The sequence below is a fragment of the Salmonella sp. SAL04213 genome (genome assembly GCF_046550535.1).
In the GTDB taxonomy this organism is placed as follows: domain Bacteria; phylum Pseudomonadota; class Gammaproteobacteria; order Enterobacterales; family Enterobacteriaceae; genus Salmonella; species Salmonella enterica.
The window spans coordinates 32,862-59,414 of the sequence record NZ_JBGDXS010000007.1; the positions used below are offsets into that span (position 1 = coordinate 32,862).

The 26,553-nt window shown below is 52.2% G+C and carries 29 protein-coding genes and 3 pseudogenes; 11 read left to right on the forward strand and 21 right to left on the reverse strand.

Annotation, left to right across the window (positions count from 1 at the left end):
• Positions 1–49: 49 nt before the first annotated feature.
• The 12 genes from ACLJPQ_RS16975 to ACLJPQ_RS17030 form a co-directional block, all read right to left on the reverse strand.
• Positions 50–262: a FaeA/PapI family transcriptional regulator gene (locus tag ACLJPQ_RS16975; RefSeq protein WP_000063793.1), complete on the reverse strand. Its 213-nt coding sequence runs from the start codon at positions 260–262 to the stop codon at positions 50–52.
• 72 nt (positions 263–334) lie between these two features.
• Entirely contained in the window at positions 335–919 is a 585-nt protein-coding gene (locus ACLJPQ_RS16980) for a hypothetical protein (RefSeq protein ID WP_023888237.1), read from the reverse strand.
• A 125-nt stretch (positions 920–1,044) separates the two neighbouring features.
• Positions 1,045–1,758 carry a hypothetical protein gene (locus ACLJPQ_RS16985; RefSeq protein ID WP_023253501.1) on the reverse strand — a complete coding sequence of 238 codons (714 nt, stop codon included), beginning with the start codon at positions 1,756–1,758 and terminating at the stop codon, positions 1,045–1,047.
• Positions 1,758–2,033, reverse strand: coding sequence for a hypothetical protein (locus ACLJPQ_RS16990; protein ID WP_023215264.1), 276 nt, complete (start codon positions 2,031–2,033; stop codon positions 1,758–1,760). Before ACLJPQ_RS16990 ends, ACLJPQ_RS16985 begins: the two co-directional genes overlap by 1 nt.
• On the reverse strand, positions 2,020–2,784 hold the full coding sequence (locus tag ACLJPQ_RS16995) for a K88 minor fimbrial subunit faeI (RefSeq protein ID WP_017441222.1): 765 nt from the start codon (positions 2,782–2,784) through the stop codon (positions 2,020–2,022). Before ACLJPQ_RS16995 ends, ACLJPQ_RS16990 begins: the two co-directional genes overlap by 14 nt.
• A gap of 27 nt (positions 2,785–2,811) precedes the next feature.
• Positions 2,812–3,609 (reverse strand): F4 (K88) fimbria minor subunit FaeH, encoded by a 798-nt coding sequence (gene faeH, locus ACLJPQ_RS17000; RefSeq protein WP_000704721.1) that lies wholly within the window; start codon positions 3,607–3,609, stop codon positions 2,812–2,814.
• A 232-nt stretch (positions 3,610–3,841) separates the two neighbouring features.
• The gene (locus ACLJPQ_RS17005) at positions 3,842–4,612 is read right to left on the reverse strand and encodes a hypothetical protein (protein ID WP_001636553.1); all 771 of its coding nucleotides are present in this window, start codon (positions 4,610–4,612) and stop codon (positions 3,842–3,844) included.
• Between the two features lie 222 nt (positions 4,613–4,834).
• On the reverse strand, positions 4,835–5,326 hold the full coding sequence (locus ACLJPQ_RS17010; RefSeq protein WP_080184869.1) for a DUF5462 family protein: 492 nt from the start codon (positions 5,324–5,326) through the stop codon (positions 4,835–4,837).
• Positions 5,327–5,361: 35 nt separating this feature from the next.
• Positions 5,362–6,153 carry a fimbria/pilus periplasmic chaperone gene (locus ACLJPQ_RS17015; protein WP_080184868.1) on the reverse strand — a complete coding sequence of 264 codons (792 nt, stop codon included), beginning with the start codon at positions 6,151–6,153 and terminating at the stop codon, positions 5,362–5,364.
• On the reverse strand, positions 6,146–8,548 hold the full coding sequence (faeD, locus tag ACLJPQ_RS17020; protein WP_371064369.1) for a F4 (K88) fimbrial usher FaeD: 2,403 nt from the start codon (positions 8,546–8,548) through the stop codon (positions 6,146–6,148). Before faeD ends, ACLJPQ_RS17015 begins: the two co-directional genes overlap by 8 nt.
• Before the next feature lie 45 nt (positions 8,549–8,593).
• Positions 8,594–9,133 carry a fimbrial protein gene (locus tag ACLJPQ_RS17025; protein ID WP_000721295.1) on the reverse strand — a complete coding sequence of 180 codons (540 nt, stop codon included), beginning with the start codon at positions 9,131–9,133 and terminating at the stop codon, positions 8,594–8,596.
• A gap of 34 nt (positions 9,134–9,167) precedes the next feature.
• Positions 9,168–9,458 carry a PapB/FocB family fimbrial expression transcriptional regulator gene (locus ACLJPQ_RS17030; protein ID WP_000773469.1) on the reverse strand — a complete coding sequence of 97 codons (291 nt, stop codon included), beginning with the start codon at positions 9,456–9,458 and terminating at the stop codon, positions 9,168–9,170.
• 586 nt (positions 9,459–10,044) lie between these two features.
• Between ACLJPQ_RS17030 and ACLJPQ_RS17035 the strand changes: the two genes are divergently transcribed.
• Positions 10,045–10,272: a hypothetical protein gene (locus ACLJPQ_RS17035; RefSeq protein WP_001112992.1), complete on the forward strand. Its 228-nt coding sequence runs from the start codon at positions 10,045–10,047 to the stop codon at positions 10,270–10,272.
• A 274-nt stretch (positions 10,273–10,546) separates the two neighbouring features.
• Here ACLJPQ_RS17035 and ACLJPQ_RS17040 read toward each other — a convergent pair.
• From ACLJPQ_RS17040 to ACLJPQ_RS17050, 3 genes and pseudogenes are all read right to left on the reverse strand, one after another.
• Positions 10,547–10,795: pseudogene (locus ACLJPQ_RS17040) on the reverse strand (IS481 family transposase); the annotation flags it as partial.
• A 214-nt stretch (positions 10,796–11,009) separates the two neighbouring features.
• Positions 11,010–11,501, reverse strand: a complete 492-nt coding sequence (locus ACLJPQ_RS17045; protein WP_023255089.1) for a GNAT family N-acetyltransferase — start codon at positions 11,499–11,501, stop codon at positions 11,010–11,012.
• Positions 11,498–11,791 carry a DUF1778 domain-containing protein gene (locus tag ACLJPQ_RS17050; RefSeq protein ID WP_001110453.1) on the reverse strand — a complete coding sequence of 98 codons (294 nt, stop codon included), beginning with the start codon at positions 11,789–11,791 and terminating at the stop codon, positions 11,498–11,500. Before ACLJPQ_RS17050 ends, ACLJPQ_RS17045 begins: the two co-directional genes overlap by 4 nt.
• Before the next feature lie 316 nt (positions 11,792–12,107).
• On the opposite strand from ACLJPQ_RS17050, the gene ACLJPQ_RS17055 reads away from it, so the two are divergent.
• The 3 genes from ACLJPQ_RS17055 (at position 12,108) to rtsB (ending at position 13,752) form a co-directional block, all read left to right on the forward strand.
• Positions 12,108–12,329: a hypothetical protein gene (locus ACLJPQ_RS17055; RefSeq protein ID WP_031612896.1), complete on the forward strand. Its 222-nt coding sequence runs from the start codon at positions 12,108–12,110 to the stop codon at positions 12,327–12,329.
• 263 nt (positions 12,330–12,592) lie between these two features.
• Positions 12,593–13,468 carry an AraC family transcriptional regulator gene (locus ACLJPQ_RS17060; protein ID WP_023205266.1) on the forward strand — a complete coding sequence of 292 codons (876 nt, stop codon included), beginning with the start codon at positions 12,593–12,595 and terminating at the stop codon, positions 13,466–13,468.
• Positions 13,465–13,752, forward strand: a complete 288-nt coding sequence (gene rtsB / locus ACLJPQ_RS17065; protein WP_001269916.1) for a transcriptional regulator RtsB — start codon at positions 13,465–13,467, stop codon at positions 13,750–13,752. The genes ACLJPQ_RS17060 and rtsB overlap by 4 nt, the downstream gene beginning before the upstream one ends.
• On the opposite strand, the gene ACLJPQ_RS17070 is transcribed toward rtsB, so the two are convergent.
• Complete coding sequence (locus ACLJPQ_RS17070) at positions 13,745–13,927, reverse strand: ATP-binding cassette domain-containing protein (protein ID WP_001527266.1); 183 nt, start codon at positions 13,925–13,927, stop codon at positions 13,745–13,747. The two genes, rtsB and ACLJPQ_RS17070, sit on opposite strands and share 8 nt — an antisense overlap.
• Before the next feature lie 19 nt (positions 13,928–13,946).
• On the opposite strand from ACLJPQ_RS17070, the pseudogene ACLJPQ_RS17075 reads away from it, so the two are divergent.
• Together ACLJPQ_RS17075 and ACLJPQ_RS17080 are read left to right on the forward strand one after the other, a co-directional pair.
• Positions 13,947–14,046 (forward strand): annotated as a pseudogene (locus ACLJPQ_RS17075) (hypothetical protein); the annotation flags it as partial.
• 107 nt (positions 14,047–14,153) lie between these two features.
• A pseudogene (locus tag ACLJPQ_RS17080) lies at positions 14,154–14,288 on the forward strand (hypothetical protein); the annotation flags it as partial.
• Positions 14,289–14,581: 293 nt separating this feature from the next.
• Here ACLJPQ_RS17080 and ACLJPQ_RS17085 read toward each other — a convergent pair.
• Positions 14,582–15,487: an SdiA-regulated domain-containing protein gene (locus ACLJPQ_RS17085; RefSeq protein ID WP_039590018.1), complete on the reverse strand. Its 906-nt coding sequence runs from the start codon at positions 15,485–15,487 to the stop codon at positions 14,582–14,584.
• Between the two features lie 303 nt (positions 15,488–15,790).
• Here ACLJPQ_RS17085 and ACLJPQ_RS17090 point away from each other — a divergent pair, with 303 nt between their 5' ends.
• Entirely contained in the window at positions 15,791–17,191 is a 1,401-nt protein-coding gene (locus tag ACLJPQ_RS17090; RefSeq protein WP_080184866.1) for a DUF1996 domain-containing protein, read from the forward strand.
• Between the two features lie 83 nt (positions 17,192–17,274).
• On the opposite strand, the gene ACLJPQ_RS17095 is transcribed toward ACLJPQ_RS17090, so the two are convergent.
• From ACLJPQ_RS17095 to ACLJPQ_RS17110, 4 genes are all read right to left on the reverse strand, one after another.
• Positions 17,275–17,868 carry a molecular chaperone gene (locus ACLJPQ_RS17095; RefSeq protein ID WP_023993532.1) on the reverse strand — a complete coding sequence of 198 codons (594 nt, stop codon included), beginning with the start codon at positions 17,866–17,868 and terminating at the stop codon, positions 17,275–17,277.
• A gap of 74 nt (positions 17,869–17,942) precedes the next feature.
• Positions 17,943–18,716: a dimethyl sulfoxide reductase anchor subunit family protein gene (locus ACLJPQ_RS17100; RefSeq protein ID WP_020838567.1), complete on the reverse strand. Its 774-nt coding sequence runs from the start codon at positions 18,714–18,716 to the stop codon at positions 17,943–17,945.
• A complete protein-coding gene (locus tag ACLJPQ_RS17105; RefSeq protein WP_000816143.1) occupies positions 18,709–19,335 on the reverse strand; it encodes a DMSO/selenate family reductase complex B subunit in 627 nt (208 codons plus the stop codon). The genes ACLJPQ_RS17100 and ACLJPQ_RS17105 overlap by 8 nt, the downstream gene beginning before the upstream one ends.
• A 13-nt stretch (positions 19,336–19,348) precedes the next feature.
• The gene (locus ACLJPQ_RS17110; RefSeq protein ID WP_138010017.1) at positions 19,349–21,778 is read right to left on the reverse strand and encodes a DMSO/selenate family reductase complex A subunit; all 2,430 of its coding nucleotides are present in this window, start codon (positions 21,776–21,778) and stop codon (positions 19,349–19,351) included.
• A gap of 355 nt (positions 21,779–22,133) precedes the next feature.
• Between ACLJPQ_RS17110 and ACLJPQ_RS17115 the strand changes: the two genes are divergently transcribed.
• The 4 genes from ACLJPQ_RS17115 to dcuB all read left to right on the forward strand — a co-directional run bounded on the left by ACLJPQ_RS17115 (position 22,134) and on the right by dcuB (position 26,551).
• Entirely contained in the window at positions 22,134–23,765 is a 1,632-nt protein-coding gene (locus ACLJPQ_RS17115; protein ID WP_000682911.1) for a sensor histidine kinase, read from the forward strand.
• Positions 23,762–24,481, forward strand: a complete 720-nt coding sequence (gene dcuR, locus ACLJPQ_RS17120) for a two-component system response regulator DcuR (protein WP_000611307.1) — start codon at positions 23,762–23,764, stop codon at positions 24,479–24,481. The genes ACLJPQ_RS17115 and dcuR overlap by 4 nt, the downstream gene beginning before the upstream one ends.
• Before the next feature lie 316 nt (positions 24,482–24,797).
• Positions 24,798–25,064: a hypothetical protein gene (locus ACLJPQ_RS17125; protein ID WP_001519837.1), complete on the forward strand. Its 267-nt coding sequence runs from the start codon at positions 24,798–24,800 to the stop codon at positions 25,062–25,064.
• A 146-nt stretch (positions 25,065–25,210) separates the two neighbouring features.
• A complete protein-coding gene (dcuB, locus tag ACLJPQ_RS17130) occupies positions 25,211–26,551 on the forward strand; it encodes an anaerobic C4-dicarboxylate transporter DcuB (RefSeq protein ID WP_000899149.1) in 1,341 nt (446 codons plus the stop codon).
• Positions 26,552–26,553 lie beyond the last annotated feature (2 nt).

Sequence of the window (26,553 nt, forward strand, 5' to 3'; positions counted from 1 at the left end):
CTGTTCCGGCCACTTGTTCTCTCCCTGCCCCTGTTTTACCGGATATCCGTCAGACCAGCCGCCATCGGCCGGACACGCCTTTACCTGCATTCATTTTCTCCACCACGCCGGCGTCCTCAAGCGTAACCAGATAAGCCCTGGCCTGGTATATTGTCAGCCCGGCCGCATCCGCAATACTCCGGGTCCTGACCGGTATATTTATCCTGCCGTTTGCCTGTGACTGCATAAAAGACAGAATTTTGTCGCAAGCGTCATTACTCATTTTGTTCTCCTGTGGCTACGGGGAAGCAATGGTGTCCCGGAAGCTGAAATACCTGCCCCGGGTCTTCACATATCAGAACCGTTGTCCGGTCTCATCTGTAATCACCCCGGGTAACAGGCCGCTCGTGCACAGTACATGCAGGTTCTCCACCCCTGCATACCCCACCAGGCAGGCCCGGAGGTAATAATCCTTGCGTGATGCCGCCTTCAGTGAGGCATTCCTGTTTATGGCCGTACACAGGGATATCAAAGTCCGCTTTCGCAAGTCAGTCAGTTCACCTGTGCTTTCCGGCCCGGCTCTTCCCTTAAGCGCCTGACGCAGCATGTCACGCAGCCGGAGGAGGCTGTCCCGGCCACTGATAACCTGCGCAGTTCCTCTCAGGAGTCGCATTTCCTGCAGCCGCGAAGGTACCAGAACAACCATGGGAACCGGACTGGCCGCGTGCAGCATTCTGATACCCTGCAGATGCCGTCCCCAGCCGACCAGCGGCTCCGCACTCAGTGCCACCAGAGCCAGGTCATATGCCCCGGGAGGTGACATCTCCGGTCGCACCACGGCATACCCCATACCGGCAAGCAGATGTGACAGCCCCAGCAGTTCATATTCACAGTTCCCCGTCAGCAGTATGCGTTTCCGGCGGGACATGGCATTTTCCATTTATCCTGCCCCCGCTAACTTAACGCCGGGCTTATCAGCTCTGCCAGCATGGCTGCCAGTCCCACAAGAACCAGCAGATAAACCGTGACCAGTACACGTACAGATATTTTCATTACGATCCCTGCTCAGAAATAGTTCACTACCGGCGTCAGGTTGCCCTGCCAGCGCGTCACGGGCTCCTCCGCACCGGGAAAACGAACCCGGATACCCTCCAGGGATGTCACCCGGGCCCCGGCAATACGGTTTTTTATGCCGTTATCCGGAGGGAAACTGCCGGGCATTACCGTAAAGGCGTCCGGCCGGGCCTTCAGACCCGAGTAAGACGGGTTCCACCGGTAATCTCTTACCTGCCACAGCAGGCGTTTTATCTCCTGCGCCGCATCCGGCGTGACGTTGCCGCTGACCACGCTCCAGCCCTTCTCTGCGGTGGTACTGTCCTGCCAGGCCAGTACATGGCTGGCAGTAAAGGTAATTTCGCCATACCGCACCTGCCCCTTCGCCAGTTCGCCCCGGGCCTCAAGGCAGACGACGCCATGTCCGGCATGCAGCAGGCTTACCGACGGCTGCAGCCCGGGACGGGCTGATGTCAGGGTCGTGGTATACCCTTTAAGAATGTAATAACGTCTCCCCGGACGGCTTTCACTCACCATGCCCTCCTGCCGGCTCATCTCCAGCGGGACGGGCTGCCACTGCCAGGCCGTATCCCGGATATACAGTGTGCCGCTGAGTTCAGTCACGCCCACGGCCATGCCTTCCTGCCGGTGGGCCTGTGCGACTGTCAGCGGCTGGCTGCTCACGGATGCGGATGCCAGCATCAGCAACAGATAATAGTTTTTCATTACACATCTCCCCCGGTTACCTTTCCTGCGGAACTATCAAAAAAAGAGCGACCACCGGCCTCATATAAGGCAGCAGAAAACTCAGACAGCGTCATTCTGGTCATGAATGTCGTGCCTTCCCCGAATACCAGCCTGACCCGGCCGTTATGTTCCTGCGCCTGCCGGATATCCCGGACACTCACAAAGAAAAACACGCCGTCGGCCCGCTCCAGCCCCATAAAAACGGCGGGGTCCGGAACGGGTGACCGGGGGCCTGCAGCCTTACCGGTATTCAATGCTCACCGCCAGGGAGGTATGCCAGCGGGACGGTACCGCCCCCTTAAAACGCAGCTCACCGCTGTCCGCCACCGTCTGTGCGCCGTATACCCCGTCAACCTGGCGCAGGGCGGCGTCACTGAACCGGCTCAGTCCGGACACGCTGCTGACCGTCATCTCCCGGAGCCAGACCGGGCCTTCACTGTCAAACAGGGTCTGCAGCACACCCGGCGTCTGCCCTGCCGGCATCACCTGCGTCTGTGGCGGCAAGCCGTTGCCCTGCAGGTCGCCATACAGCCCGGCATACTCCGCCCGGTCCCCCAGGACATGGCGCAGCACACCCGCCGCCTGCATCCGGAAGGTGAATGTCCCGGTACGGACATTTCCCTCCCCCGTCACAGGCAGTGTCACCGATGCCATACCCGGTGCCGTCCACGTCAGTGCAAAACCCTCGGTTTCCTTACCGTACGTCACCTGCGGCGCAAGCCCCTCCCGGCCAGCCGGGGTGGTCAGGATAGTTTTTCCCAGCAGGACCGTCATGGCCGGCAGGGGAACCGGTATTACCTGCTCCCCACTGCGCAGGACAGAGACAGCTTTCGTGTTTATCTGTGTGTTCCCTTCCCCGACCTTCCAGACCCAGGGATTACGGGTGCTGGTCACCGGCCCGCCCAGCTTCAGCTCTCCGCTGAAGTCTTCCCCCGGCGTGTTCCACGCCAGCACACAGGACGGCAGCAGACTGGCGGCCAGCAGTAAAATCGTCATTCGTTTCATTGTGTTCTTCCTCTCCCTGCCCGTTCTTTACTGGACCGTCACCGTCACACTCAGCCCGGCCTGCCACTGCGCCGGCGTGTTTTCTGCCGGCAGGCGCAGCTCAAAATCCGAGACGGCGGACGCATAGGCCGCCGCCAGCCGGGTCACCCGGCCGTCAGCCAGCACGCCCTGACTGATAACCTGACCGTTATCTGCCGTGCTCATTCCGTTACCGAAGCCCCGGTTCAGCATCAGCAGGGAAGGCAGACGGCTTTTGAGCCACTGCGGCAGGGTGCCGGCCTGCACACCGCTCACGCTCTGCCCGTTTACGAGCGACATGCCTGCCGGCAGAACCGCCCCGTCTTCCTGGTGTCCGGCGCTGACGGCCATTCCCTGGTCAAGGGTGAAAGAAAGCTGTCCCGCCACGTGACCGTTCTCCGGGTTACGTACCGGGACAGAGGCGCGGAAGTGTTGCGCCGTCGTGCTGCCGCCATCCGTCACGGAAAACGGCTGCCCGTTACTGCTGAAGGAGATAAAAGGGGTGAAGCCGGGACCACCGCGCTCTGCCACCTCATACAGATGGCCTTCCAGAAACGGCAGGGAGCCCTTGCCGCGTAAATCAAAAACCAGTTGTCCGTTCGCTGTACGGGCATCAGCGGTATCCACCGCCCATGTCTGGTCAGGGGAGCCCACCTGCCAGGTCCATTTCGGAGCCTCGTCAGTGACCAGACCGTGAAACTGTATTTCCCCGCCGTCAAGAATTCCGGCCCGGGGTGCTGCGGAATAAAACAGGGCCAGCGCGGCCAGGGCGGAAATAATAGATTTATAATGATGCGTTATTTTCATCGTTATTCACTCTGTTTTATCCGTTGGTCATAATTAATAAACAACGAGCATTCAGACAAGCTGAAAATAATAAACCCGGCACCGGCGTACGCGGACATTTCCTGGCTGACAGAGAAGCAGGAAATAACTATGCCGGAATACCGGGTTTATTACCGGTGAGCGGCCGTAAAGCAGAACACCGTTTTTAATAATCAGGCAAATTACTTTCTGTTATGCCTGACAACCTGATGTATTATTGATAGGTAACCGTAGCAGGCAAACCAATTTTCCATTTAAATGAAGCATCGGCACTAACGGGAGCATTCATGGTCATTTTAACTATACTATTTTTAGCAATTACAGAACCATAATAGGAAGAGAATTTCCAGTCAGATTCACTAAATGTCTCTGACCAAGGATTTCCCATTGAGGCACCTTCGGGGATGACAAAGTTATTTGCAATATCAGGCCACCCCTCAAAAATGACACTGCGAACATCCGCAATACTACTAGGTGCTGTTGGAAGACCACCGAAGTACCCCTGCCCCTCATTTGCAGCCATCAACCTCTGATAAGGACGGCTACCATCAAGCTTGGCTGCGGCCACGATTCCCTGAGCAGTTAAAGGGAAAACAGCCTTACCTATTACCTGTCCCGCTTCGTTCCGTACTGCTGCTGAAGCTGTTACAGAACTATTATTCCAGTCATCACCGATCCAGCCATACTTAATAGTTGGAACAATGCCAGCCCGACCTGTAAACTGCGCAGTAGAGCGAATGGCCAGGATAGGGAGGGTTTTTGGAACAGTAATCTCAAGTTTTGTGTCATTTTTCTGAACTTGACCGTTAAGGTTTGTGACAGCAGCACCGACTGCAGTTTCCCACGGAGTCGCTTTCGTCACTGGTGTCAGTGACCCGCCAATCTCAACCTGACCACCGCCGCCGTTTGCTGTCCACGCAGCCATAGCCGAGCCGGATACCACTGCAGATGCAGCCACTGCCAGTGCAATCAGTGTTTTTTTCATGAATTTATTCCTTTCAGTTTTATAAAACAATTAAAGAACTATTTTGTTATTAAATAGTAATTCCGTCTGTTACCCGGTCTTACCGCAAAGCCATCCCCTGCCACCTTATTCAGGTGGCATCACTGAGATATTTATCCCTGTAATACAGAATGGCTTTACGTTATTGCCGTAAATAACTGTGCGTCATTCACTCAGGTAATGCGTGGTGTCCTGCCGTTCTTTTTAACCGGCGCTTACTCCCTCCACTTCCACCGGCACCTGCACATTCCCCCGGTAGTTCGCCGGTACCTCCAGCTCCGCCGACGCGTCACTTCTCAGCTCCACCTGCCGGATTGCCGCCGGCACCGTGATAACCACATCCTCTCCCCGCTGGCTGACCGAGAGGGCCGCCCGCTGCCCGTCCACCATCAGGGTGGTCTTCAGCGTGAGCCGTGCGTCCCGGCCGTCTCCCAGTGTCCGTTTCACCGTGATATACGCCATGTTTCCGGATGCCGGGCGACTTTCGGCATTACGGATGACCAGCGTCTCCGGCAGCGGACCGTTGCTCTCCGTCCGGTACAGCACCGGGTCCGCCGGGGTGCGCGTCACCTTCACCACGCTGTTGCCCACCACCTGACCGTTCACCACGCCCAGGTACTGCGTCTTCTCGCTGTAATCCGCCGCCAGGACCGGCAGGGCGCTGAAGAGGGCCACCGCCATCAGTGCTTTTTTCATCATGGTTTCTCTTTATTCCGCAGGACCGGAAAGGGTTATTTTTTACCTGCTTTATCAGACGAATTAACCGCCGTATCAGATGTCTTCTGCCTGGGAGAAGTCGCCGTTTTTTTCTGGTTGATGGTCCAGGTCTGCAGCTCGCCGTAATCGTTCAGGGAATCCACCTTCACCACATTCCCCTTCACCTGCACCTCATCCCCCGGCATAAACATCAGCAGTTTCTGAGCCGTGTCGTTGTCCACCGCAACTTTTTTACCGTTCGCATCCAGCAGGCTGCCGATGGCGTAGATATACGGCGTGGTGTTGACCAGCATCGTCCGCCCGTCCGGACGGACATGCAGGCTGATGCCTTCCTCGGCGCCTTTACGGTCCTTCAGCAGCGCCTCCGGGCGGTAGAACAGCTTCAGCTTCGTGCGCAGGGCAATGGCAATTCCGCTGCCCTTCAGCACCGGCGGAATATCCTGCAGGTTCAGCCAGTACACTGACTCTTTATCCTTCGGCAGGTGGTCAGAGGCCATGATGATACGCAGCGTCTGCTGCCCCTGCGGTTTCACCTTAAAGAAGGAGGGCGTCACCACAAACGTCGGGCGGGTGTCTTTCTCCACAATATTGTCCACCCACGCCTGGCCGCCGAAAGTACGCTCCTTGTCATTGTTGGTCACCGTGATGGTCAGCGCGTCCTTGTCGCCGCGAAAAATATAGCGGGTCTGGTCCGCCGCCAGGGAAGCCTGCGCGCTCTGGCACGCCACCATCAGGGCCAGGGTAAGCCCCAGCGCTTTTGTTACCCGGTCAGTGAAAAACGTCGTTACAGCGTTACGCTTAATCACACTTAATCTCCTGTAGTTTCTCTGTCTCCTGCAGCTTCGCCGCAGGTATCCGGCACTGTCCCAGCGTGATATCGCCGGGGCGGTCCACCGCATTAATCATCAGCACGCCGTTGTTCGCCACAAAGCCCAGCGGCGTGTTCTTACTGTCCCGGGCCCACGTGCCGCCCGGCACAAAGGCCCCGTCCGGCATCCTCACCTGCAGCAGGTAACGGTGCACCTTCAGAGCATCAAACGGCATCCACACCACCGCGCTGTCCGTCGGCACCACCTTCCGGCTGGTCGTGGACAGCTCCGTGTCCAGCGGCAGCGTGCCCGCATCTATGGTCACCGTATTCCAGTCATAGCTGTTCAGCGGTACTACCAGGTTTCCGTCACTGTCCGACGTTTCATTGCCGGACATCACCTTCACCCCCGGCGTGTCCTTCACGCTCACCACCGCCACCGTGTCGCCGGTGGTCCGGCTGAACATGATGTCCCGCGCCGCCGGCACCGCCAGTACCGAACCGCTGGCTGACACCGAACCACTGGTGCCCGAACCGGACGAGTGGTTCACCGTGCCGTTCAGGTTCGCCCGGTCGCCGCTGTAGGCGGCGTTCAGGTAACTGCTGATACCGCCGTCACTGTCACGGCCGCCGCCCAGACCGTAGCTGAACCGGTCGTTCAGGGCCCCGGAGATACCGGTACTGACGCCGGTGCCGCCATCTTTACCGGTGCTCACCGTGGTGCTGCTGCTGTACTTCCGCTCAAACAGGGTGAACGGCACCGACACCGACGCGGAGGCCGACCAGGTGTTCTCCCCGTTCATGTTCCGGGACCCGGACCAGCCCAGATTCAGGCTGACGCTTTTTATCTGTGTGCTCAGGGTACCGGTAATTCCTGTCTCCTTACCGTTGTCATCAGCGTACCGGTAACTGCCGGTCGTGGAGGCCGGGTAATAGCTCCGCTGCCATCCCGACGCCGACAGGCTGAACAGCCCTCCCACCGGCTGGCTGATGCCCGCATTCCACTCATCCCGGGTCCGGCGCCCCTGGTTCTGCTGCAGCCATGTTTCAGCCGGGTTAAAGGAGGACATGTCCTCATATTCCTCACTCTGATGTGACCAGCTCACCCGCAGTCCGGTGTTCGTCAGCGCCAGCTGTTTGCTCCAGGCCAGTTTCACCTTATTCCCGCTGCGGCTGCCGTCCCGGTACTTCGCCGTGGCATAAGCGCCGTCAGCGGAGAGCGCCCCCAGATACCCCAGCCCCAGAACCGCACCGGCACTGGCGCCCTGCCAGTCCTGGTTGAACACGCCCCCCGTGCGCAGCGTCAGCCCGTCCAGACCATACCCGTATGACGCGGCAAACACCCCGCCCTCCAGGTCGCTGTCATCGTCCGGTATCCCGGCCGCCACGCTGAACTCGTGCTGTCCCGGACTCAGCTGCCCGGCCATTACCGACAGCGGAAAGACCTGCGTCTGCTCCCGCCCGTCATCCCCGGTGATCGTCATCGTCACGTCCCCGCTGCTGTACAGCGGCACATCCGTGACGGAGAACGGCCCGGACGGCATCATCCCCGAGTACAGCATCCTGCCGTTCTGGGTCAGGGTCACCCTTGAGGGACCGTTCGCAATGCCGCTGAACACCGGGGTATACCCCAGGTTGCCCGGCTTCATGCTGTTGTTCCGCGACAGGGACACCCCGTACGTGCCGGTACTGCCCAGCAGGCTGTCACCGGTCGAGGTCTTCCCGACCGCCAGGTCCGCACTCAGGGAACGGATGGCCCGGGTGGCCGTGAACATGTTTATCGTGGCCTCGTTGCTCCCGCCATCCCCGGTGCTGGCCGTGGCTGACGAGCTCACCACCCAGCGACCGATGTTGGCCTTCAGGTCTGCTGAGCCGAACGCCGACGTGTTGTACCGCCCGCTGTTGGCGTTCGCGTTGTAGTTCATCCGGAACGCCTCCGTGCCGTAGTCCCACTCCACGTTCTCCGGCATTTTCACCAGTCCTTTCTGCGGAATGGCCAGCGACAGGCTCTGGGTGGCGACATCGAAGTCCACCTTCACCGCCGGCGCTTTCGCCAGCACCCAGCACTGCCGCGTGGCGTCATATCCCTTACGGAAGTACTCCGCGCTGACATAAATCCCGGCCTTTGCCAGCCACGCTTCTGACAGACACAGCGCTTCGCTGTCCTGTGGTGTTACGTCCAGGATCCGCTTCCCGATATCCTTCCCGTTCAGGGACAGGTCCACCAGGTAGCGCCCCGGCGCATAATCTCCGTTCAGCGCCGCCCAGACCTCAGGGTTAATCCCCGCCCCGCCCTGAATAAAGGACATGTCCAGTTTCTCTCCGGCACTTGCGGTACCGCTGCCCAGGGCAACCGCTATCGCAAATGCCAGCACGGCATGGTGAAAAGACATCTGGCAGGCTGGCTGTCTTACGTTATTCCCGTTCATCAGCATTCCTTACTGGTAGGTGACCACAAAGGTCAGGGCGCCGTTGTACTCACCCGCCTTCACGTCCGCCGGAAACACCGGCTGCGCACGAAACCGGAACTGCCCCTTCGCGGCAAAATCCACCGGGTACTTCACCTCATGATTTGCCTGCGTGATGCGCCCCCGGAAGTCCGCCTGCGTATCCGCGGCCCGCACATCGATACGGATACCGTCGCCGGCGCCACGGGTGACCACACCCTGTCCGTCCAGCTGGCCCGGGTTGCCGAAATTCAGGGTGGCGATCTGCCCGGCCAGAAAGGCCGAACAGCCCTGAACGGTGGCGCCGGTCTCATACAGACGCACGGTGAAATCACGCGGCGGCACGGGTGCAGCGGACGACTTACGGTATGTCCCGAACGTCAGACGGCTGCTGCCGGTACCGTCAGCATCCACCACCACATGACAGGCAGAGGCCACCACATCAGCACTGAACAGGGTTTTCTGAACGGAAGCGTGAGAAAGCCCGCCCCCTGCCAGCAGCAGAAGGAAAAGTATCTTTATTTTTTTCATCGCAAATCCGGAGCAGACGGTTCAGTCTGCTTTATCATTCATGATGGCTGTAATAACCCGCCAGTTTATGCACATTCCTGCTGATAAAATTCAGCCGGTTAACACTGGTGCTGAGATATCCGCCACTCATACCGTGGCGTTCGCACACAACCTTTCTGGAATACCCGGAAACGAAATAATCTTTCAGGGCCAGAATAATCTTTTCACTGTGTATCGGGGATATATCAACAAGTAGCCAGAACTGCTCTTCGGACACTGCCCCCGGTTCGAGTTCCCCGGCCCTCACTATCCTGACGCCGGAAAATGATTTTTTATTCAGTTTCAACGGAACTTCCTTCCTTAACTTTTCCTTAACCTTCCCGGCAAGGAAAACATGTAAAGGGAAGATAACTAATCTTTTCGCTTATTATATTTAAGAGATTAATGCTGAAAAGGCCATTTTTAACGATCTTTTAATCCATAGCAAAGCCAATATGTAACACTAAAAACCAAAAAACAAACAAATAATAGATTAATACACCATAAAATAGCATTAAGCCAATACAAAAGATCGCCAAATAACCAGTCCACCATGCATTCCACTCCATTAAAAAATAAAGAATTAATTAACCAGAATCAAAAACAGAAAATAATAACGAAAAAGACAGAACTTTATGTAATAAAACTGAACATCACGATATAAAATACATTTAAATCAAATGGATATACAACAACCCCGCAGCATTTAAAAAAGACGTTGATTTATAGTTAAGCCGGAATCGACCGCAAACAAAGAGGTTTCCCAGCCCCGAACAAGTACCGCAGGATATTATTCACCACGCAAGTATCTTCCTGTTTTTCAACAAAACGCAAAACAGTAACCGAGAATTAAAGGGCCCGATGAACAGGGTATATAAAATACAGAACCATTAATGCCGGATAAAAACAACGTTCAGAAAACAGGCTGGGAGAGTATTAAATTATGTTCAGATATTAAAAAAAGGGAAATAAATAAAAAAAACGGACATGGTTGCCGTAATAAAATAACATCCGTTCCATTCTTAAACATGGATCAGGTGGAAGAAGGGAAGGTGTTTACACACAGAGAAAACGTTCAGTCAGCAGATAAACAACCCGCAATGCCTGACTGCTGGAGCTAAAAGAGTCTCTCCGGGTTAATACATAATTAAACAACAGACAGTGTAATTTTCGACAGGAAAGGAATGATCAGGGGAGATATAACACGGCTCCGATAACGGTCAGGTGCAGGACACAAAGTTGCGCAAACCAGCGGCCACCGGGCAGCAGACCTGACAGCATCATCACGCCCCCGGACGGGATATTGAGCAGCAGGACAGACATCGTCAGTCTGGCGGCAGCCATCATCTTCTGACATCCGATCGTCAAAAAGAACAGAACACACAGTCTGGCCGAGAATGTCTGCTGGTAAATACGCCCAACGCCTTTCAGGTTGCCAACATAGAATATGTCCTGTGACCCCAGATAACCGGGATGCGCCGTTTCGATTTCTCCACACGCCTCGTCGTCACTGGCTCTACGCTCCAGCGCTTTCAGGCGCTTTTTGAAGTTCTCAAGGTTATGGCGAAACCAAACAGAACGGACACCGCTTCCGGAGATAAAGACTCTCTGTTTACGTAACTCATTACTGGTTCTGTGCTGACCTAGCTGCTGCATAATAACAAGCGATAACTCTTATAAGTAACGTAGGACCAGGGTGTGTTTCGTAACTATTTTTTGTACAACTTGACGCTGCATATCGACGAAAACCCACTTAATTTGATGGAAAATGTTCAAAACTGAATTCGTTTTTTATTTCAGGGGCAATTTTCATCCGTAACTTGAAGTGTCTGTGAGGTTAATGGATACGTTCTGGAGTTTAAACACTCTCCACCAAATCCCCCAACGTCACCATCAACATCATCGGATCCATCGGCGACGGTACAAACCCCACCCGCTGGTAAAATTCCCGCGCTTCATCCGACAGGGCGTGAACCAGCATCCCGCGAATGCCGATAGTCTCCGCCACCTGAATAACCCGCAGCCCTGCGTCGCGTACCAGCGCCCGACCAACGCCCTGCCCATGAAGCGATTTATCCACCGCCAGACGCCCCAATACCACAATCGGAATCGGGTCAGGCATATTGCGACGAAAGCGACCGGGGGCGGTATTCGTCGTGACCGCGCTGGACGCCAGCGAGTAATAGGCCAGTACGTTCGAATCGCTGCCACAACACACAAAGGTACGGGACGCACCAGTGGTCTGATTTTTCATCGCCCGCTGTTTCAGCCAGTTATCCATAGAATCCACACCGCAGCAAAACGGAGTAAGAATATGTCCGGCATGAAGCGGCTCAGGGGAGGAGATCATTTTTCCTGCTCCCACGGCGCAGGGGTCTGCATGGTTTTACGCAGTGCGGCATTAGGTGAAGGTGTTTGATCCAAACGAGCCAGAAATTCCTGATAAGCCTGTGGATCGGCCATAATGATGCGTTGTTCGATCAGCGCTTCCTCTGCGGCAGCGCGGGCAGCTTCCAGCACAAAGTCTGTGCGGTTTTTCCCTCTGGCTTTCGCCGCCCGATCGATAAGATCGCGCTCGGCGGGCTTGATGCGCAGGTTCAGGGTTTCGCGTTTCATCGCCATACTGTTTGCGGCTGGCATAGTGTTGTCCTCTTGTACTTCTGTGGATATTAAGTATACAACACGCGTAACGCAGATGTCATTACGATAAATTTAGAAGGAATAGAACCGGAGTATCAAACCGAAAGGTTTTCTACTCATTTAGAGATTCAGGACCAGGCTGTGCGCTGGCATTCGCTGTGAGGATTCCTCCTCGGGGCCGACGCAGCAAAAGATTCAATACTGCCGCGCCAAAACACGCAACATTATACAATCCAGAAAGCATAAACCTAACGGATACGCACAGTCAGAACCTCAATAACGTGTTACACCGTTTTTCATAAAGCCAACCATACGATTGAATGCTTCCCCTCCCCTCAAACTTCCGGATATCGCTACGCCATCTACCCGCCGCAGTATATATTTACCGCGTTGTATGCCTTTCCTGGCCGAGAGCGTTAATATTTACCTCCAGGATAAACCTTATCACAAATTAACATCAGATCTTATACCTCATGCTAACTACCTCCATGAAATTAAAGAGCTATTCTCTAAAAGAATAAAGGCAATTATTACTTAATTCAAATTTTAAAGAGATAATTTGATAATAACATGAGCCAATTCTTGTAAATTTCCATCTTTTTTTTATACGCGACATAGTTTTTTAACGATACTATAATATGTAGAAATGCAATATAAAATAGCATTTTCCATAGAAAATGAAAAGATCGCCACCTGATACCTTAAGTTCGCAAATAATTATATAGCTATATATTAGTTTTTTTGAAATATTTTTCAGAATAATTTTTGATTTACACGCACATTTAATAAAAGGAAATTATCATGCTAAAAGTGTTTAATCCCTCACCTGTCCAGGTGGGGAGCATTGAATGTTTACAATCAGCGCAAAACTGGCAGAGGAAATCCTTATCACTTCAGGGATTAAATTTACTGCAGTCCGTACTCATCAAGCTCACCACGGGTAAAATTTCAATTACGACATCGTCCGGGGAGTATATTACGGCATCAGGGCCAATGTTAATATTTTTAGCTAAAGATCAAACCATTCATATCACAATGGAAGAGACTCATGAACAGTTAAATTATAATTTAATTGAATTAGATTCAGCGTCAATAAAAAATGCTTATAATTTTTTTCTGTATGAACATGCAGACTTTTCGGCCCCATTAACAAAACCGATGACAAAACATCTGTTAGCGCCAATAGAAACAGGCGTAGCAAGAGTATTCAACCTCTTACACTCTTCAAATAAAAGCCAAAAACTATCCCAAGATAAAAAGGAATATTTAATAAGATTTCTCCTTTCAGAGTTCATCTATGAACCCGAAGCATTTGCTCTCTTCAGAGAACTATCGCAAAATACATTAGCCGAAAACATCTATAATATTATTATAAGCGACATAAGTCGAAAATGGGCGCTCAAGGATATTTCTGACTCACTCTATATGAGTTGCTCCACATTAAAAAGGAAATTGAAACAAGAGCACACCTCATTCAGCGAAGTTTACCTTAATGCGCGAATGAATAAAGCGACAAAACTTCTACGCAATAGTGAATATAATATTACTCGAGTGGCTTATATGTGTGGTTATGATAGTGCTTCTTATTTTACATGCGTTTTTAAAAAACATTTCAAAACTACACCATCGGAATTTTTAGCGTTTTTATCTTCCTCTCGTCATCAATATGTTAATTGAGATATCTGACAATGCAGTATAAGAACAAAGCAAAACATATTAATATAAGAGATGGGATTCTGTTGCTCGCTAAAAAATTCGACCTAACATTGAGCGAGAAAAAAGTCATTTATTACGTGGCAGCAGGATTATCTGTTAAAAGTTGCTCAAATTTATTAGATCGAAATATAAAAACGATTTCAACACAAAAGAGATCAGCCTATAAAAAAATGGATATTACTACTGATGTTGAATTAATCCATTTGATGCTGAATGAGTTTTACATATCAGTCGATATTACGTAATTTTTTCTAAAATGTTGCCAAAGTGGTAGGCAAGGCAATTCTGGATATCATCTTCAGAGATCGGTGTGATATCTACGTTGTTTAATTTAACTGTTCCCGTATAGCAATGACTGGAATTTGATAGTGCTTTGATTAAAGAAGATTTACCTGAACCTGATGTACCGATAATACCCATAAAATCTCCGGGAACAGCAGTGAATGAAAGCTGTTCAATCAGTGTTCGTTCCGCAAACGCTATGGGGTAATTCTTCGCTGTCTATCGGCTGGCTGACGATCGACTCTACTCCGCCAGTGTTGATAACGATACCGGTAACTGGCATGTTTCTGTTCCGCAATCCGCTATTCTGTCGGGGGCAAATCAGTACACCATAACGGCCACCGATCCCGCTGGTAATAGCGCCGCCGCCAGTGGAACATTTACAGGCACATCGCCGACGAAAAACCCGGTTAACAAGAGTTCCGGCGTAGATGAAATGATTTCGCTTAGCGAGGCGACATGGCATTCGGTAAGTGTTGATGAAGAATATTATGCCTGATAACTAAACATCACCCTGCGAGGCCTCTTCGGAGGCCTGCTGAAAAAAACAGAATAATATTTATTGTCTGTTAATTATTACAGAGAGAGTTAATTTATAAAAAAAGCGGCAGACTACGCTGCCGCAAATATGAGGAGGACAATTACCGTTACGCTACACCACAAAGTAATCCGTTACTGAGGTAAGTAAAACATAAATATCCCCAACAATGAATCAACGAATCAAACAATCGTCAAATCATGGTATTAATAACCTTGTTCTGTTTTAGCATACTGTGACAGTAAAAATAGATTTTAGCCATTCTGTATATCACACGAAAATTTATAAAACAGATTTGGTTCACTCACAATATACAAATTATTTTCATTATCCATGGCAATCCCTTCTGGTTGGGGGATATCGTCTCTGAGCCCTGACCACTCCGCCGTCAGGAACAATCGATCGCGCACCCGCCACTCGGAACTGACCTCAAGGATCATTTTTGACTCGTCCGACAACACCAGCAGCGAATCCGTTGGGGCATGGTATTCAAGTCCGGAGACATCGCTCACACTTGCAGTGATGGCAGAAGGCAACGCTCTGGTGATACCATTTTTGCTCATCTCTACTTCTTTGATCATAATGGGTTTTCTTTCTTTTGCGGCATATAATCTCTCATTTTTCGCATCCCATGCCGTACCTTCCAGCCCTTTATTTTTTGCTTTGTCATAGCCCTCAAGCTTCACCATGGAGATTATCTGCATGGCGCCGCGCTGAATATCCACCTGTGTTTTATAGACCGCGCCATCTTTCTCACTGCCTATCTGGAACTGATTGCCCCCACTCCATGCAATAGACTCCGGGTCGTGGATGCCCTGCAGCGGCATCCGCCCTACCAGCTGCCCTTCTGTCGTTAACCAGACCAGTTCAGGGGGATTATTAATAACGGCGAAAAGCATCCTGTCTTCGGCGGAGTAGGTCAAACCTGAAAGGTTACTCTTAACTCCTGCGACTGGTTTTTGCTGAATAACCGCTTTATAGCTACTCAGTGCCAGCGCCGAGGGTTTATCACCATATTTGAGGATCAGTTGATAAACATAGCGTATATCGTCCCTGACCATAAATAAAATCACGCCCAAGAGTACAACCACAATAACGCGTTTTAGTAATCTCATAAAAAATCCATAGCAGATCGCGCCACGACTGATGTCGTAACGCATTTCTTAAAAATAAAGCCGATGTCCGATAGAATCGTTATTCGGTTATGGCGAGCGCCATTAGCATAGGCAAAATGAAATAGTGAGGGTTATCACAAAAAGCCCGATTTTAATCACTAACGTACCCTTTTTGTAAATTGACATAATCAAGAGGAGGGTAGTTTCGGCTAATTATTTAAATAGTACGTCTGCAAATTCGCCCCTGTATGCAGGGCAAATGACAAAAAGTGATAATTAATGAGATGTAACACCGCAATCTGATCTGCTATTGCTGCTTCCACTTCTATTCAACCGGGCAGCAAAAAAATGAAACTCAACCTTATTACCGTCAGCCTGGCTACGCTCGTTGCCGCTGGCGCATTCCCGGCCCATGCCGGTCCTCAGGCACATGTCGTGTGCGGCTATCACCACACGCTGGGCGATGACGCGATTATGATGTTTGGTAAAGCGAATCAGGCGATGTGGCATGACTTTTTTGGCAACACCCACACCGACGCGGTCTCTACCTACCAGACGTTGCGCGCGCAACCCGATACCACCTGTGATAATAAAGCCGACAGCTCCGCTTACTGGGCGCCGTCCATGAAATTACCTGATGGTGAAATCGTAAATCCGGCCTACCAAAAGACCTATTATCAATCCACAAATATAGCGCAATATCCGCTCCATCCATTCCCGGCCGGGCTGGAGTTACTGGCAGGCGATCATCACGGTACTGGCCCCAGTTCCGCAATCACCTTTTTATGTGCCAACGGCAAAGGTTACACCAACAAGGTAGGCGAAATATGCGGCCTACGTAAAGCGGGCGATGCCGTCCAGTTTAATATCGGGATCGCTTTCCCCAACTGTTGGGATGGCGTCAACCTGAAACCGACCCATAGCCACAATAACGCTATCTATGCCGACCACGGGAAATGTTCCGCAGACTATCCGGTAAAAATCCCAACGGTGAATATGAACATCGCCTGGGTACTCCCGCAGATCTCCTCGCTGGATACGTCCAAAGTGGAATTGTCGATGGACCCGGTAATGCATGGCGAAACCCGGGAAGAGCGCTGGGGAAGTCTTTATACCGCCCATGCCGATTTTATGAATGGCTGGACGGAAGATGGCGCGCAGTTTATGACGGATCTGTGTATGAATCAGGGACTGGATTGCGGCACTACGGTTCCTTACGCCTACAGTAAAGCGGAAGAAAATACCTGGGTAAGTAGCGAAGACGACAAGCCTCATGCCAGCGTCGATACCTTGTACGTACAGGATGACTGGACAAATGGCGGACGCACGCAGCACCCGGAAACGCTCACGCTGGTGAAATTTAAGATCCCGCCCCTGCCTGCCAATATGGACGCTTCGCTATTCAAATACCGTATTCGCCTTTTTGGCGGCAAAACGGAAACGAACGGCGCCGATCAAATTTTCTTTTACCCGACCAGCAGTGACTGGCACGTCAGTACCGTGTCCTGGAACAATAAACCGGCGATCAACTACCGTTCCGATGCCGTGTTATATCTGGACCATTCACATGAGTATCGCATGGTTGATGTCGATAAAGCGGTGCGCAAAGCGCTGGCGGAAGGGAAAACGGAAATATCCTGGTATATCGGCGGCGACCGTCAGGGAAATCACTACGACTTCACGCCAGCGGACTCAAAACAGAGCCTGGTGCTGATGCTGACCGGTTTCAAAAAGACGCCGGAGCTGTAATAGTAAACTGTGCCCGCTGACGCAACAGCGGGCACAATGGCGGCACAAGTATTACGGCACGTCATCAAAACCTGACCAATACCTCAGAAAAACAACCGTTTACTCTCAGGCTGTAGTCCCTGTTGCTGCTGAACATCCTGCAGATAACAGGTCGCTACGATGGCAAGCCGGGCATAGAAGGCGCTAACGGTATTGCGTTGCAGCAATTCCAGATAGCGGAATCCCCAGGGCAGCAGATGCGCCTCCAGTAACCGGTTGGCCGCCACGTTGTCGCCTCGTGCCAGCAGATCGCTACAGGCTAATAGCATCAGGCCAAACTGATCTTCCGGCTCGCGTTCACGGTCAGTGAATACCATTCCCTGCGACTGTAAAAAAGCTCGATAATCGGCGGTGGTTTCCCCCATCAGCAAATTATCTTTTTCCAGATAGACCGATCCCCAGGGCGGGACGGGCATCTTTCCCTGGCCTTCAAACAACACGGAAAATTGCCATGTAAGCGCATCATCATCCGGTAGCGACCATGACGCACACAGTGATTCAATAGGTCCGCGATCGCGCCAGGGGTAAAGCTCAGGCAACGTTGGCAAACAATCGAACAACGCTTTCACCTCCGGCCTCTCAGGGGAGTAGTAAAACAGTGCGCCGAGGATACGCGGCAAAACAGCACGGGAAGGCATAGCAATAGCTCCTGAAATATTTCGCCTGATGACGCTACGCTGATCAGGCTTACATGGCACAAGCCGGGCAAAAACTACATTGGCAGCGTCCACAGATTGTAAAACGCAATCCTACCCGCCAACTCCGCCGCGATAACCACCACAGCCGTCATGGCCAGCACAGTAGCGCTCGATTTCAGGCGCGCGCAGACCACCACCCCGACCACGCCCGCCGCCAGCAATACCGCCTGGGCGGTAAACCAGCTATGCTGCGCGGCGGTCAGAGCGCTATCGGCGCTCATCAGCGTCGCCATATAGCCCGGGCGCAGACAAAAGCTCACCAAAATCGCCAACACGCTGACCAGTAGCCCCAGACGGCGCACGCCAAACAATGCCGCCAACGCGCCGCCGCCAATCAACGGCGTCAATATCATCATTGCCGTAGTGTAAGATGAACGCCAGGTCGCCACCGTCGGCAGTTGGTAAATCTGCGGAACGGCGTATAAGAAGACTACTCCGACTATCGCCGCCAACCAGACCAACGCGTTACACAGCGGCGTCGCCCGGTTCAGCAACAAACCGAGCGCCCCCAGCCCGCCGAGCGCCGCAAAAGCCGCCGACAGGACAATCTCGTTACTCATCGGCGAATGTCCGACGCGCAGCAGCATATTCAGCGCACGCAGCGGTTGCCCGACGTGGAAGGTGCCGACAATGACGCCCAGCCCAAACAGGCACATCACCGAGAACAGACCGATAGCCTTACGCCGCGGCGCGACCAGCCCCATTGCGCCGCCAATCAGCAGCAGAATAAACGCGCCGACCGCGCTCTGGGTAAAGACCGTAAAAAAGACCAGCGGTAACTCATGCATGGCGCACCTCCCGAATGTTCATGATTGCGCCTTCCGTATCGCCCGTGGGTCTCGCTTTCGGATGCGGTTTAATAATGAGGTTAGGATGGGTGAACGACGCCGAAGGCAGCGGCGCGATTTGATTCTCCGTGCCATATTTTGCCCGTAATTCATCGACAGGGCCGAAATCCAGCGCTCGCTGCGGGCAAGAATCCACACAGATAGGGCGCAGATTGTTCTCCAGTCGGTCAAGACAACCGTCGCATTTACGCATCACGTTCGCCTGCGTATCAAACTGCGGCGCGCCGTAGGGGCAACGCATTTCACAATAGCGACAGCCGACGCATACGCTGTCATCCACCACGACCAGACCATCTTCTTTGCGTTTATGCATCGCCCCGGTCGGACAGCCGGAGACACATACCGGCTCATCGCAATGGTTACAAGCAATAGAGAGGTAGTAGGTAAAGGTGTCGTGATGCCAGCTTTCCCCCTCTTTCACCCAGCTTCCGCCGCCATATTCATAGACGCGGCGCAGTTTCGGACCGACATCCAGATCTTTATTATCCTTGCAGCTTACCTGGCAGGTTTTACAGCCTGAACAGCGCGAGGAGTCAACATAAAAGCCATACTGTTTCATCGTACATCACTCCTTAAGCGCGTTTAATTTCAACCAGATTGGTATGCTGCGGATTGCCTTTCGCCAGCGGCGAAGGATGGTGGCTGGTCAGCGTATTGATACAGCCGCCGACATCAACGCCGTTGCCGTCAAGCTGCGTCCACGCGCCCTGCGGCATCGCCGCCACGCCGGGTAAAATGCGCTGGGTCACTTTACAGGGAAGCTCCACCACGCCGCGGTCATTGAATACATGCACCCGATCGCCGGACTTCAGTTGGCGGGCGTTGGCGTCAATCGGGTTAATCCAGACTTCATCCGGCACCGCCTCATGCAGCATCAGCACATTGCTGTAGGTCGAGTGGGTATGCCCTTTGGTATGGAAGCCGCTTAACTGCAACGGATACTTCGCCGTCAGCGCTTTGTTAAGGTGCGACTCTTTCGCCGGACAAAATTCCGGCAATGCGGGAATTCGCTCGCCTTCTGGCAACGTCCACGCTTGCGCCAGATCCGCCAGCGCCTGGGAGTAAATTTCAATTTTGCCCGACGGCGTGGAGAGTGGATTAGCCCCGGCGTCGGCGCGGAAATCGGCAAACGCAAGGCTCTGCTGCTCGGTAGCGATACGCTGGTCAATCACGCCCATCTCTTTCGCCACGCTCCACTCCGGCAGGTATGGTCGTTTTTCACGGATCTGCTGATAGTGCATCTCCGCCCACTGCGCCTGAGTTCGGCCCTCGGTATATTGCTCGCGCAGTCCAAGATGCCCGGCGATATCCGCGCAGATGTCATACGTGCTGCGCACTTCCCACATCGGTTTAACGGTTTTCTGAATCGCAATCATATAGTTATGCGATCCCGCCGCATAGGAGCTGTCCACCAGGTCTTCCGCCTCAAGATAGCTGGTCTCCGGCAACAGCAGATCCGCATACATCGCGCTGGGCGTCATATGGTTTTCAATCACGATAATGGTTTCACACAGCGATTCATCCGCGAGAATTTGTCGGGTGCGGTTCGTTTCGCCGTGCTGATTCAGCAAGGTATTACCGGCCTGGTTGAAAAACAGCTTAATCCCGGTTTTTAGCCTGTCCGCGCCTTTCACACCCATTGTCGTCGCGGTCATTTTCTCCGGATGCTGAATGGCGTCCGTCCACAGATAGCAAGGAATAGAGGTTGTGATCGGATTCTTACCGACAGGCAACAATGGCACGCCATACGGCGTACCGTAAGGCCAGTTGCCATTGTTGGTGCCGGGCCGCCCGAAGTGGCCGGTTAACGCTGGCAGCGTCTGAATAGCACGCACGGTTTGTTCGCCGTTGGCATGACGCTGCGGACCCCAGCCCTGGCAAATATAGCAGGCGCGCGCCGAGGCGATTTCGCGCGCCAGTTGGCGAATACGCGTTGCCGGAATTCCGGTGATATCCGCCGCCCATTCCGGGGTTTTCGCGATACCGTCATCGCCCGTGCCAAGAACATAATCTTTATAGCTGGCGTTAGGCGCAGCCGTGTCCGGCAAGGTGCTACGGTCATAACCGACGCAATAGCGGTTTACCAGCGCCTCGTCGAGAAGCTGTTCGGTAATCAGCGTATGCGCTATGCCGGCGACTAACGCAGCGTCCGTGGTTGGGCGAATCGGTAGCCATTCGGCGTGTTCGGTAATCACCGAATCGGTATAGCGCGGATCGATAATAATGACCCGGGCTTTCGAGGTTTCCAGCGCCCGGCGCAGCTCTTCAACCTGACCGCCGCCGGACATCCGCGTTTCTGAGAGATTCAGGCCAAATAGCACCACCAGATCGGAATGCGCGATCTGCGTAAAATGGCTACCAACATAGGTACCATGCATATAGGGCGTTGCCGTCGCGATTTGCGCGGTCGAGTAGGTATTATGGTAATTTAAATAGCCACCGGTGAGATTTAACAATCGCTTCCATGCGGGCGATCCCTGCGTATGATAATATGCCCCGGATTGATAATTATAATAAATAGCTTCCCGGCCATATTGTTCGCTAACACGCGTTAATTCCGCCGCAATAAAGGCCGTGGCCTCATCCCATGAAATACGTTTAAATTTTCCTTCACCGCGTTTTCCCACTCTTTTCATCGGATACTTAATGCGATCCGGGCTATAGACCCGCCAGCGACTGGAACGCCCACGCAGGCAGGGACGAATCTGATGCTCGCCGAATACCGCGTCATCTTTCGCGTCTTCCGGCTCAATACGCACAATGCGATCATTTTTCACGATAACCTTAAGCGGGCATCGGCTGCCACAGTTGACCAGACAGGCGCTGTGCCTGACAGTTTCGCCGTTGGCATCCTTCGGTATCGGGGTATCCTGCGCCTGGGCAGTGGTAGCAAAAGGCAGCGTAATCGCCTGGCTTAGCGTCACCGCCGCCCCTACTTTTGCAGTAGCGACAATAGCATCACGTCGGGTTATGGTTGTGTTCAGCCATTTTTTTATTTCCATTTTTTATTTCTCACATTGCTTCCATAATTATTAATAATATGTAATGAAAACTAATCATAATAGATTAAATATTAGCGCTGATTGATTGTGATCAAACGCATTCTGAACGTCAGTAAAAATAAAATGTGATACCGCATACGTTATTATAAAAATTAATGAAAAATTATTTTATGTAATTCTGATGAAAATAAATTACCCATCACGGTATCCGGCGATATTAATTAACGACATGAGCAGGTAGCGCGCCCTGCAAGACCAGACGGGCTTTTCAACACTGGAGCAACATCGCCTATGCCTTTGAATTAGACGCCTCATCAGGGATAATAACCTTACGATTCGTCCGCTCAGGTCCACTATGAAACACTCCCTGCCATGCCGGGCGTTACGCAAACGCCCCATGAAACTCGGCACTACCGTCATTCTGATGGTCAGCGCCGTTTTGTTTTCAGTGCTCGTTGTGGTCCATCTGATCTATTTTTCGCAAATCAGCAGCATGACGCGCGACGCGCTGGCAGATAAAGCGCTGGCGGTGGCTCGCTCGCTGGCGGACTCTCCGGCAGTTCGCGAGGGGCTGAAAAAACCGCCTGCGGAAAGCGGCATTCAGACGCTCGCCGAAGCGGTGAGCCAGCATAATGGCTTTTTGTTTATTGTGGTGACCAACATGCAGGGCATCCGTTATTCACACCCAGAAACGCAGCGAATCGGCCAACCGTTCAAAGGCGATGACATTCTGCTCGCGCTGCAGGGAAAGGAAAACGTTGCCATTAATCGCGGCTTTCTTGCCAAAGCGCTGCGCGTTTTCACACCGGTTTATGATGAACATCACCGGCAGATCGGCGTGGTAGCGATTGGCCTGGAACTCAGTCACGTTACGCAGCAGATCAACAATAGCCGCGGCAGTATTATCTGGTCCATTCTGTTCGGCGCTCTGGTGGGGTTATTAGGCACGTATGCGCTGGTCAAGGTGCTGAAACGTATCCTGTTTGGCCTCGAACCCTATGAGATCTCAACCCTGTTTGAACAACGCCAGGCGATGCTGCAGTCAATCAAAGAGGGCGTTATCGCCGTGGATGATAGCGGCGAAGTCACGTTGATTAACCATGCGGCGCAGGCGCTGCTCGATTATCGAAAAACGCAGGATGACGCCAGATTATCCACCCTGAGTCATGCCTGGTCGCAGGTGGTGGACATTAGCGAAGTGTTGCGTGACGGTACGCCGCGCCGCGATGAAGAGATCATCGTCAAAGGCCGCCTGCTGCTGGTGAATACCGTTCCGGTGCGCAGCAACGGCGAAATTATCGGCGCGATATCCACCTTCAGGGATAAAACAGAAGTTCGCCAACTGATGCAGCGGTTGGACGGGATGGTGAACTACGCGGATGCGCTCCGTGAACGATCCCACGAATTCATGAACAAATTACATGTGATTCTGGGATTATTGCACCTGAAGAGTTATAAGCAGCTTGAAGCGTATATTATCAAGACGGCCAATAACTATCAGGAAGAGATCGGTTTGTTGCTGGGTAAAATAAAGTCGCCGATTATCGCTGGCTTTTTGCTCAGTAAGATTACTCGCGCCTCTGATTTCGGGCACAGCCTGGTGATAAGCAGCGACAGCCAGTTACCGGATAATAACAATGAAGATCAGGTTACGGTGCTGATTACGGCGCTGGGTAATTTGATTGAAAACGCGCTGGAAGCGTTGAGCCAGGAATCCGGCGGCGAAATCAGCGTCTCGTTACACTACCGTCATGGCTGGCTGCATTGCGAAGTGAGCGATGACGGTCCGGGTATCGAACCTGAGCGCATCGAGGCGATTTTTGAAAAAGGCGTCTCGTCGAAAGGCGCCGAACGCGGCGTCGGTTTAGCGCTGGTTAAACAGCAGGTTGAAGCGCTTGGCGGCGTAATTTCCGTGGAGTCCGAGCCTGGGATCTTCACACAATTTTTTGTACAGTTACCCTGGGATGGAAAAAGGACCAGCCTATGATCAATGTATTAATTGTCGATGACGATGCGATGGTCGCGGAGTTAAATCGCCGCTATGTCGCGCAAATCTCCGGTTTTCATTGTTGTGGAACCGCTTCGACGCTGGAAAAAGCGAAAGAGTTTATCTTCAACAGTGAAAATCACATTGACCTAATCCTGCTGGATATCTACATGCAGCAGGAAAACGGATTGGATCTGCTGCCTGTCCTGCACAGCGCAGGCTGCAAAAGCGACGTTATTGTCATTTCTTCTGCCGCTGACGCCGCCACCATTAAAGATTCGCTTCACTACGGCGTGGTGGATTATCTGATCAAGCCTTTTCAGGCCACGCGCTTTGAAGAAGCGTTGACCGGCTGGCTACGTAAGAAAACGGCGATGGAAAAACGCCAGTATTACGAACAGTCTGAGCTTGACCTGCTCATTCACGGTAATTCATCCAGCGAGCAGGAGCCTCGTCGGCTACCAAAAGGGCTGACGCAGCAAACGCTACGCACCTTATGCCAGTGGATTGATGCGCATCAGGAGCAGGAATTTTCTACCGACGAGTTGGCCAACGAAGTGAATATCTCGCGCGTCTCCTGCCGTAAATATCTCATCTGGCTGGTGAATTGCCATATCTTGTTTACCAGTATTCATTACGGCGTGACCGGCAGGCCGGTTTACCGCTACCGCGTTCAGCCGGAACATTACTCTTTACTGAAACAATATTGTCAGTAAGGATACCGCATAAAGCCGACGCGAAGCGTTATATCCTGGTAACATTTATTATAACAATGCCAATAAAAACGCTATCACATTAATAACAAACCTGGGAAATTGTGTCAGATCAAATATACTCAACCCAGGCCTGTTAACGTTATTTTCTATTATTACAGCGCTCTGCGCTGTTTTTAATTTCAAAACGCTAACAAAAGTTAATTAAGTATTATCCCATGCCGAGAGTGTGTATTTTTATTAAAAAAGGGATTTGTCCGGAATTTTCCTGACACTTAAATAAAATTATGTTTGTAGCAATGGAGCTTGTGCTACGCCTATGGACAATACGTATATTGGTGAGCAGATACGCGTCTCCACACGCCATACTAATAATTTAAAAAAATGGCGTGACAATGATCACATAAGTCACATTCTGTTCGCTTTATCTCGTGATTTACCTGATGGCGAGACACAAAAATTAAATAATAAACGCCTGTTTTTAAAACAGACAAATCATAATTTACTGCTCTCGCTGACTCCACCTGCCCATCGCCAGAGGGTGCTTCCCTCTGAACATCACCATCGCAAGAAAATAATTACTTAAAGCAACTCTGTAAAAAGCTTAATCGTTAATCGTCGCCACTGGCGCATTGAATATTCGTCATTTCCTGATGCTCATTCACACAAATCAGAAGATGGCTGTGATCCATTTATCAAAATTGACTGGGTTTATCGCGAGGATAAATAAAAATGTTATTTAGTATACAGCTTCTCATAATATTAATATGTCTGTTTTATGGCGCCCGAAAGGGCGGGATCGCGCTCGGGTTGTTGGGCGGTATTGGTCTGGTCATTCTGGTGTTTGTTTTCCATCTCCAGCCAGGTAAACCGCCCGTTGACGTAATGCTGGTCATTATCGCGGTAGTCGCCGCGTCGGCGACGTTGCAGGCGTCAGGCGGGCTGGATGTGATGCTGCAGATTGCCGAAAAGCTGCTGCGTCGCAACCCCAAATACGTCTCTATTGTGGCGCCGTTCGTCACCTGTACCCTGACGATTCTGTGTGGGACAGGCCACGTGGTCTACACCATTTTGCCGATTATCTATGACGTGGCGATCAAGAATAATATCCGTCCGGAACGTCCAATGGCGGCCAGTTCTATCGGCGCGCAAATGGGTATCATCGCCAGTCCGGTTTCCGTCGCCGTTGTTTCTCTGGTAGCGATGCTGGGCAACGTGACATTTGACGGAAAACATCTGGAGTTCCTCGATCTGCTGTCGATCACCATCCCGTCTACCCTGCTCGGTATCCTGGCAATCGGTATTTTTAGTTGGTTCCGCGGTAAAGATCTGGATAAAGACGAAGCGTTTCAGAAATTTATTTCCGTACCGGAAAACCGTCAGTACGTGTACGGCGATACCGCGACGCTGCTGGATAAAAAACTGCCGAAAAGCAACTGGCTGGCGATGTGGATCTTCCTGGCGGCGATTGCCGTGGTCGCTCTCCTGGGCGCGGACTCCGACTTACGTCCAACCTTCGGCGGCAAACCGTTGTCGATGGTGCTGGTCATTCAGATGTTTATGCTGCTGACCGGGGCGCTCATTATCATCCTGACCAAAACCAATCCTGCGTCTATCTCAAAAAACGAAGTTTTTCGTTCCGGTATGATTGCGATTGTCGCGGTATACGGGATCGCCTGGATGGCGGAAACCATGTTCGGCGCGCATATGTCGGAAATTCAGGGCGTGCTGGGCGAAATGGTCAAAGAGTATCCGTGGGCCTACGCCATCGTTCTGCTGCTGGTCTCCAAGTTTGTTAACTCCCAGGCCGCGGCGCTGGCGGCGATTGTTCCCGTCGCGCTGGCTATCGGTGTCGATCCGGCGTATATCGTGGCCTCTGCGCCGGCATGTTATGGCTACTATATCCTGCCGACCTACCCAAGCGATCTGGCGGCGATTCAGTTTGACCGTTCCGGCACAACCCGTATTGGCCGCTTCGTCATTAACCACAGCTTCATTCTGCCGGGTTTGATTGGCGTGAGCGTCTCCTGCGTCTTTGGCTGGATCTTTGCCGCAATGTACGGATTCCTGTAATG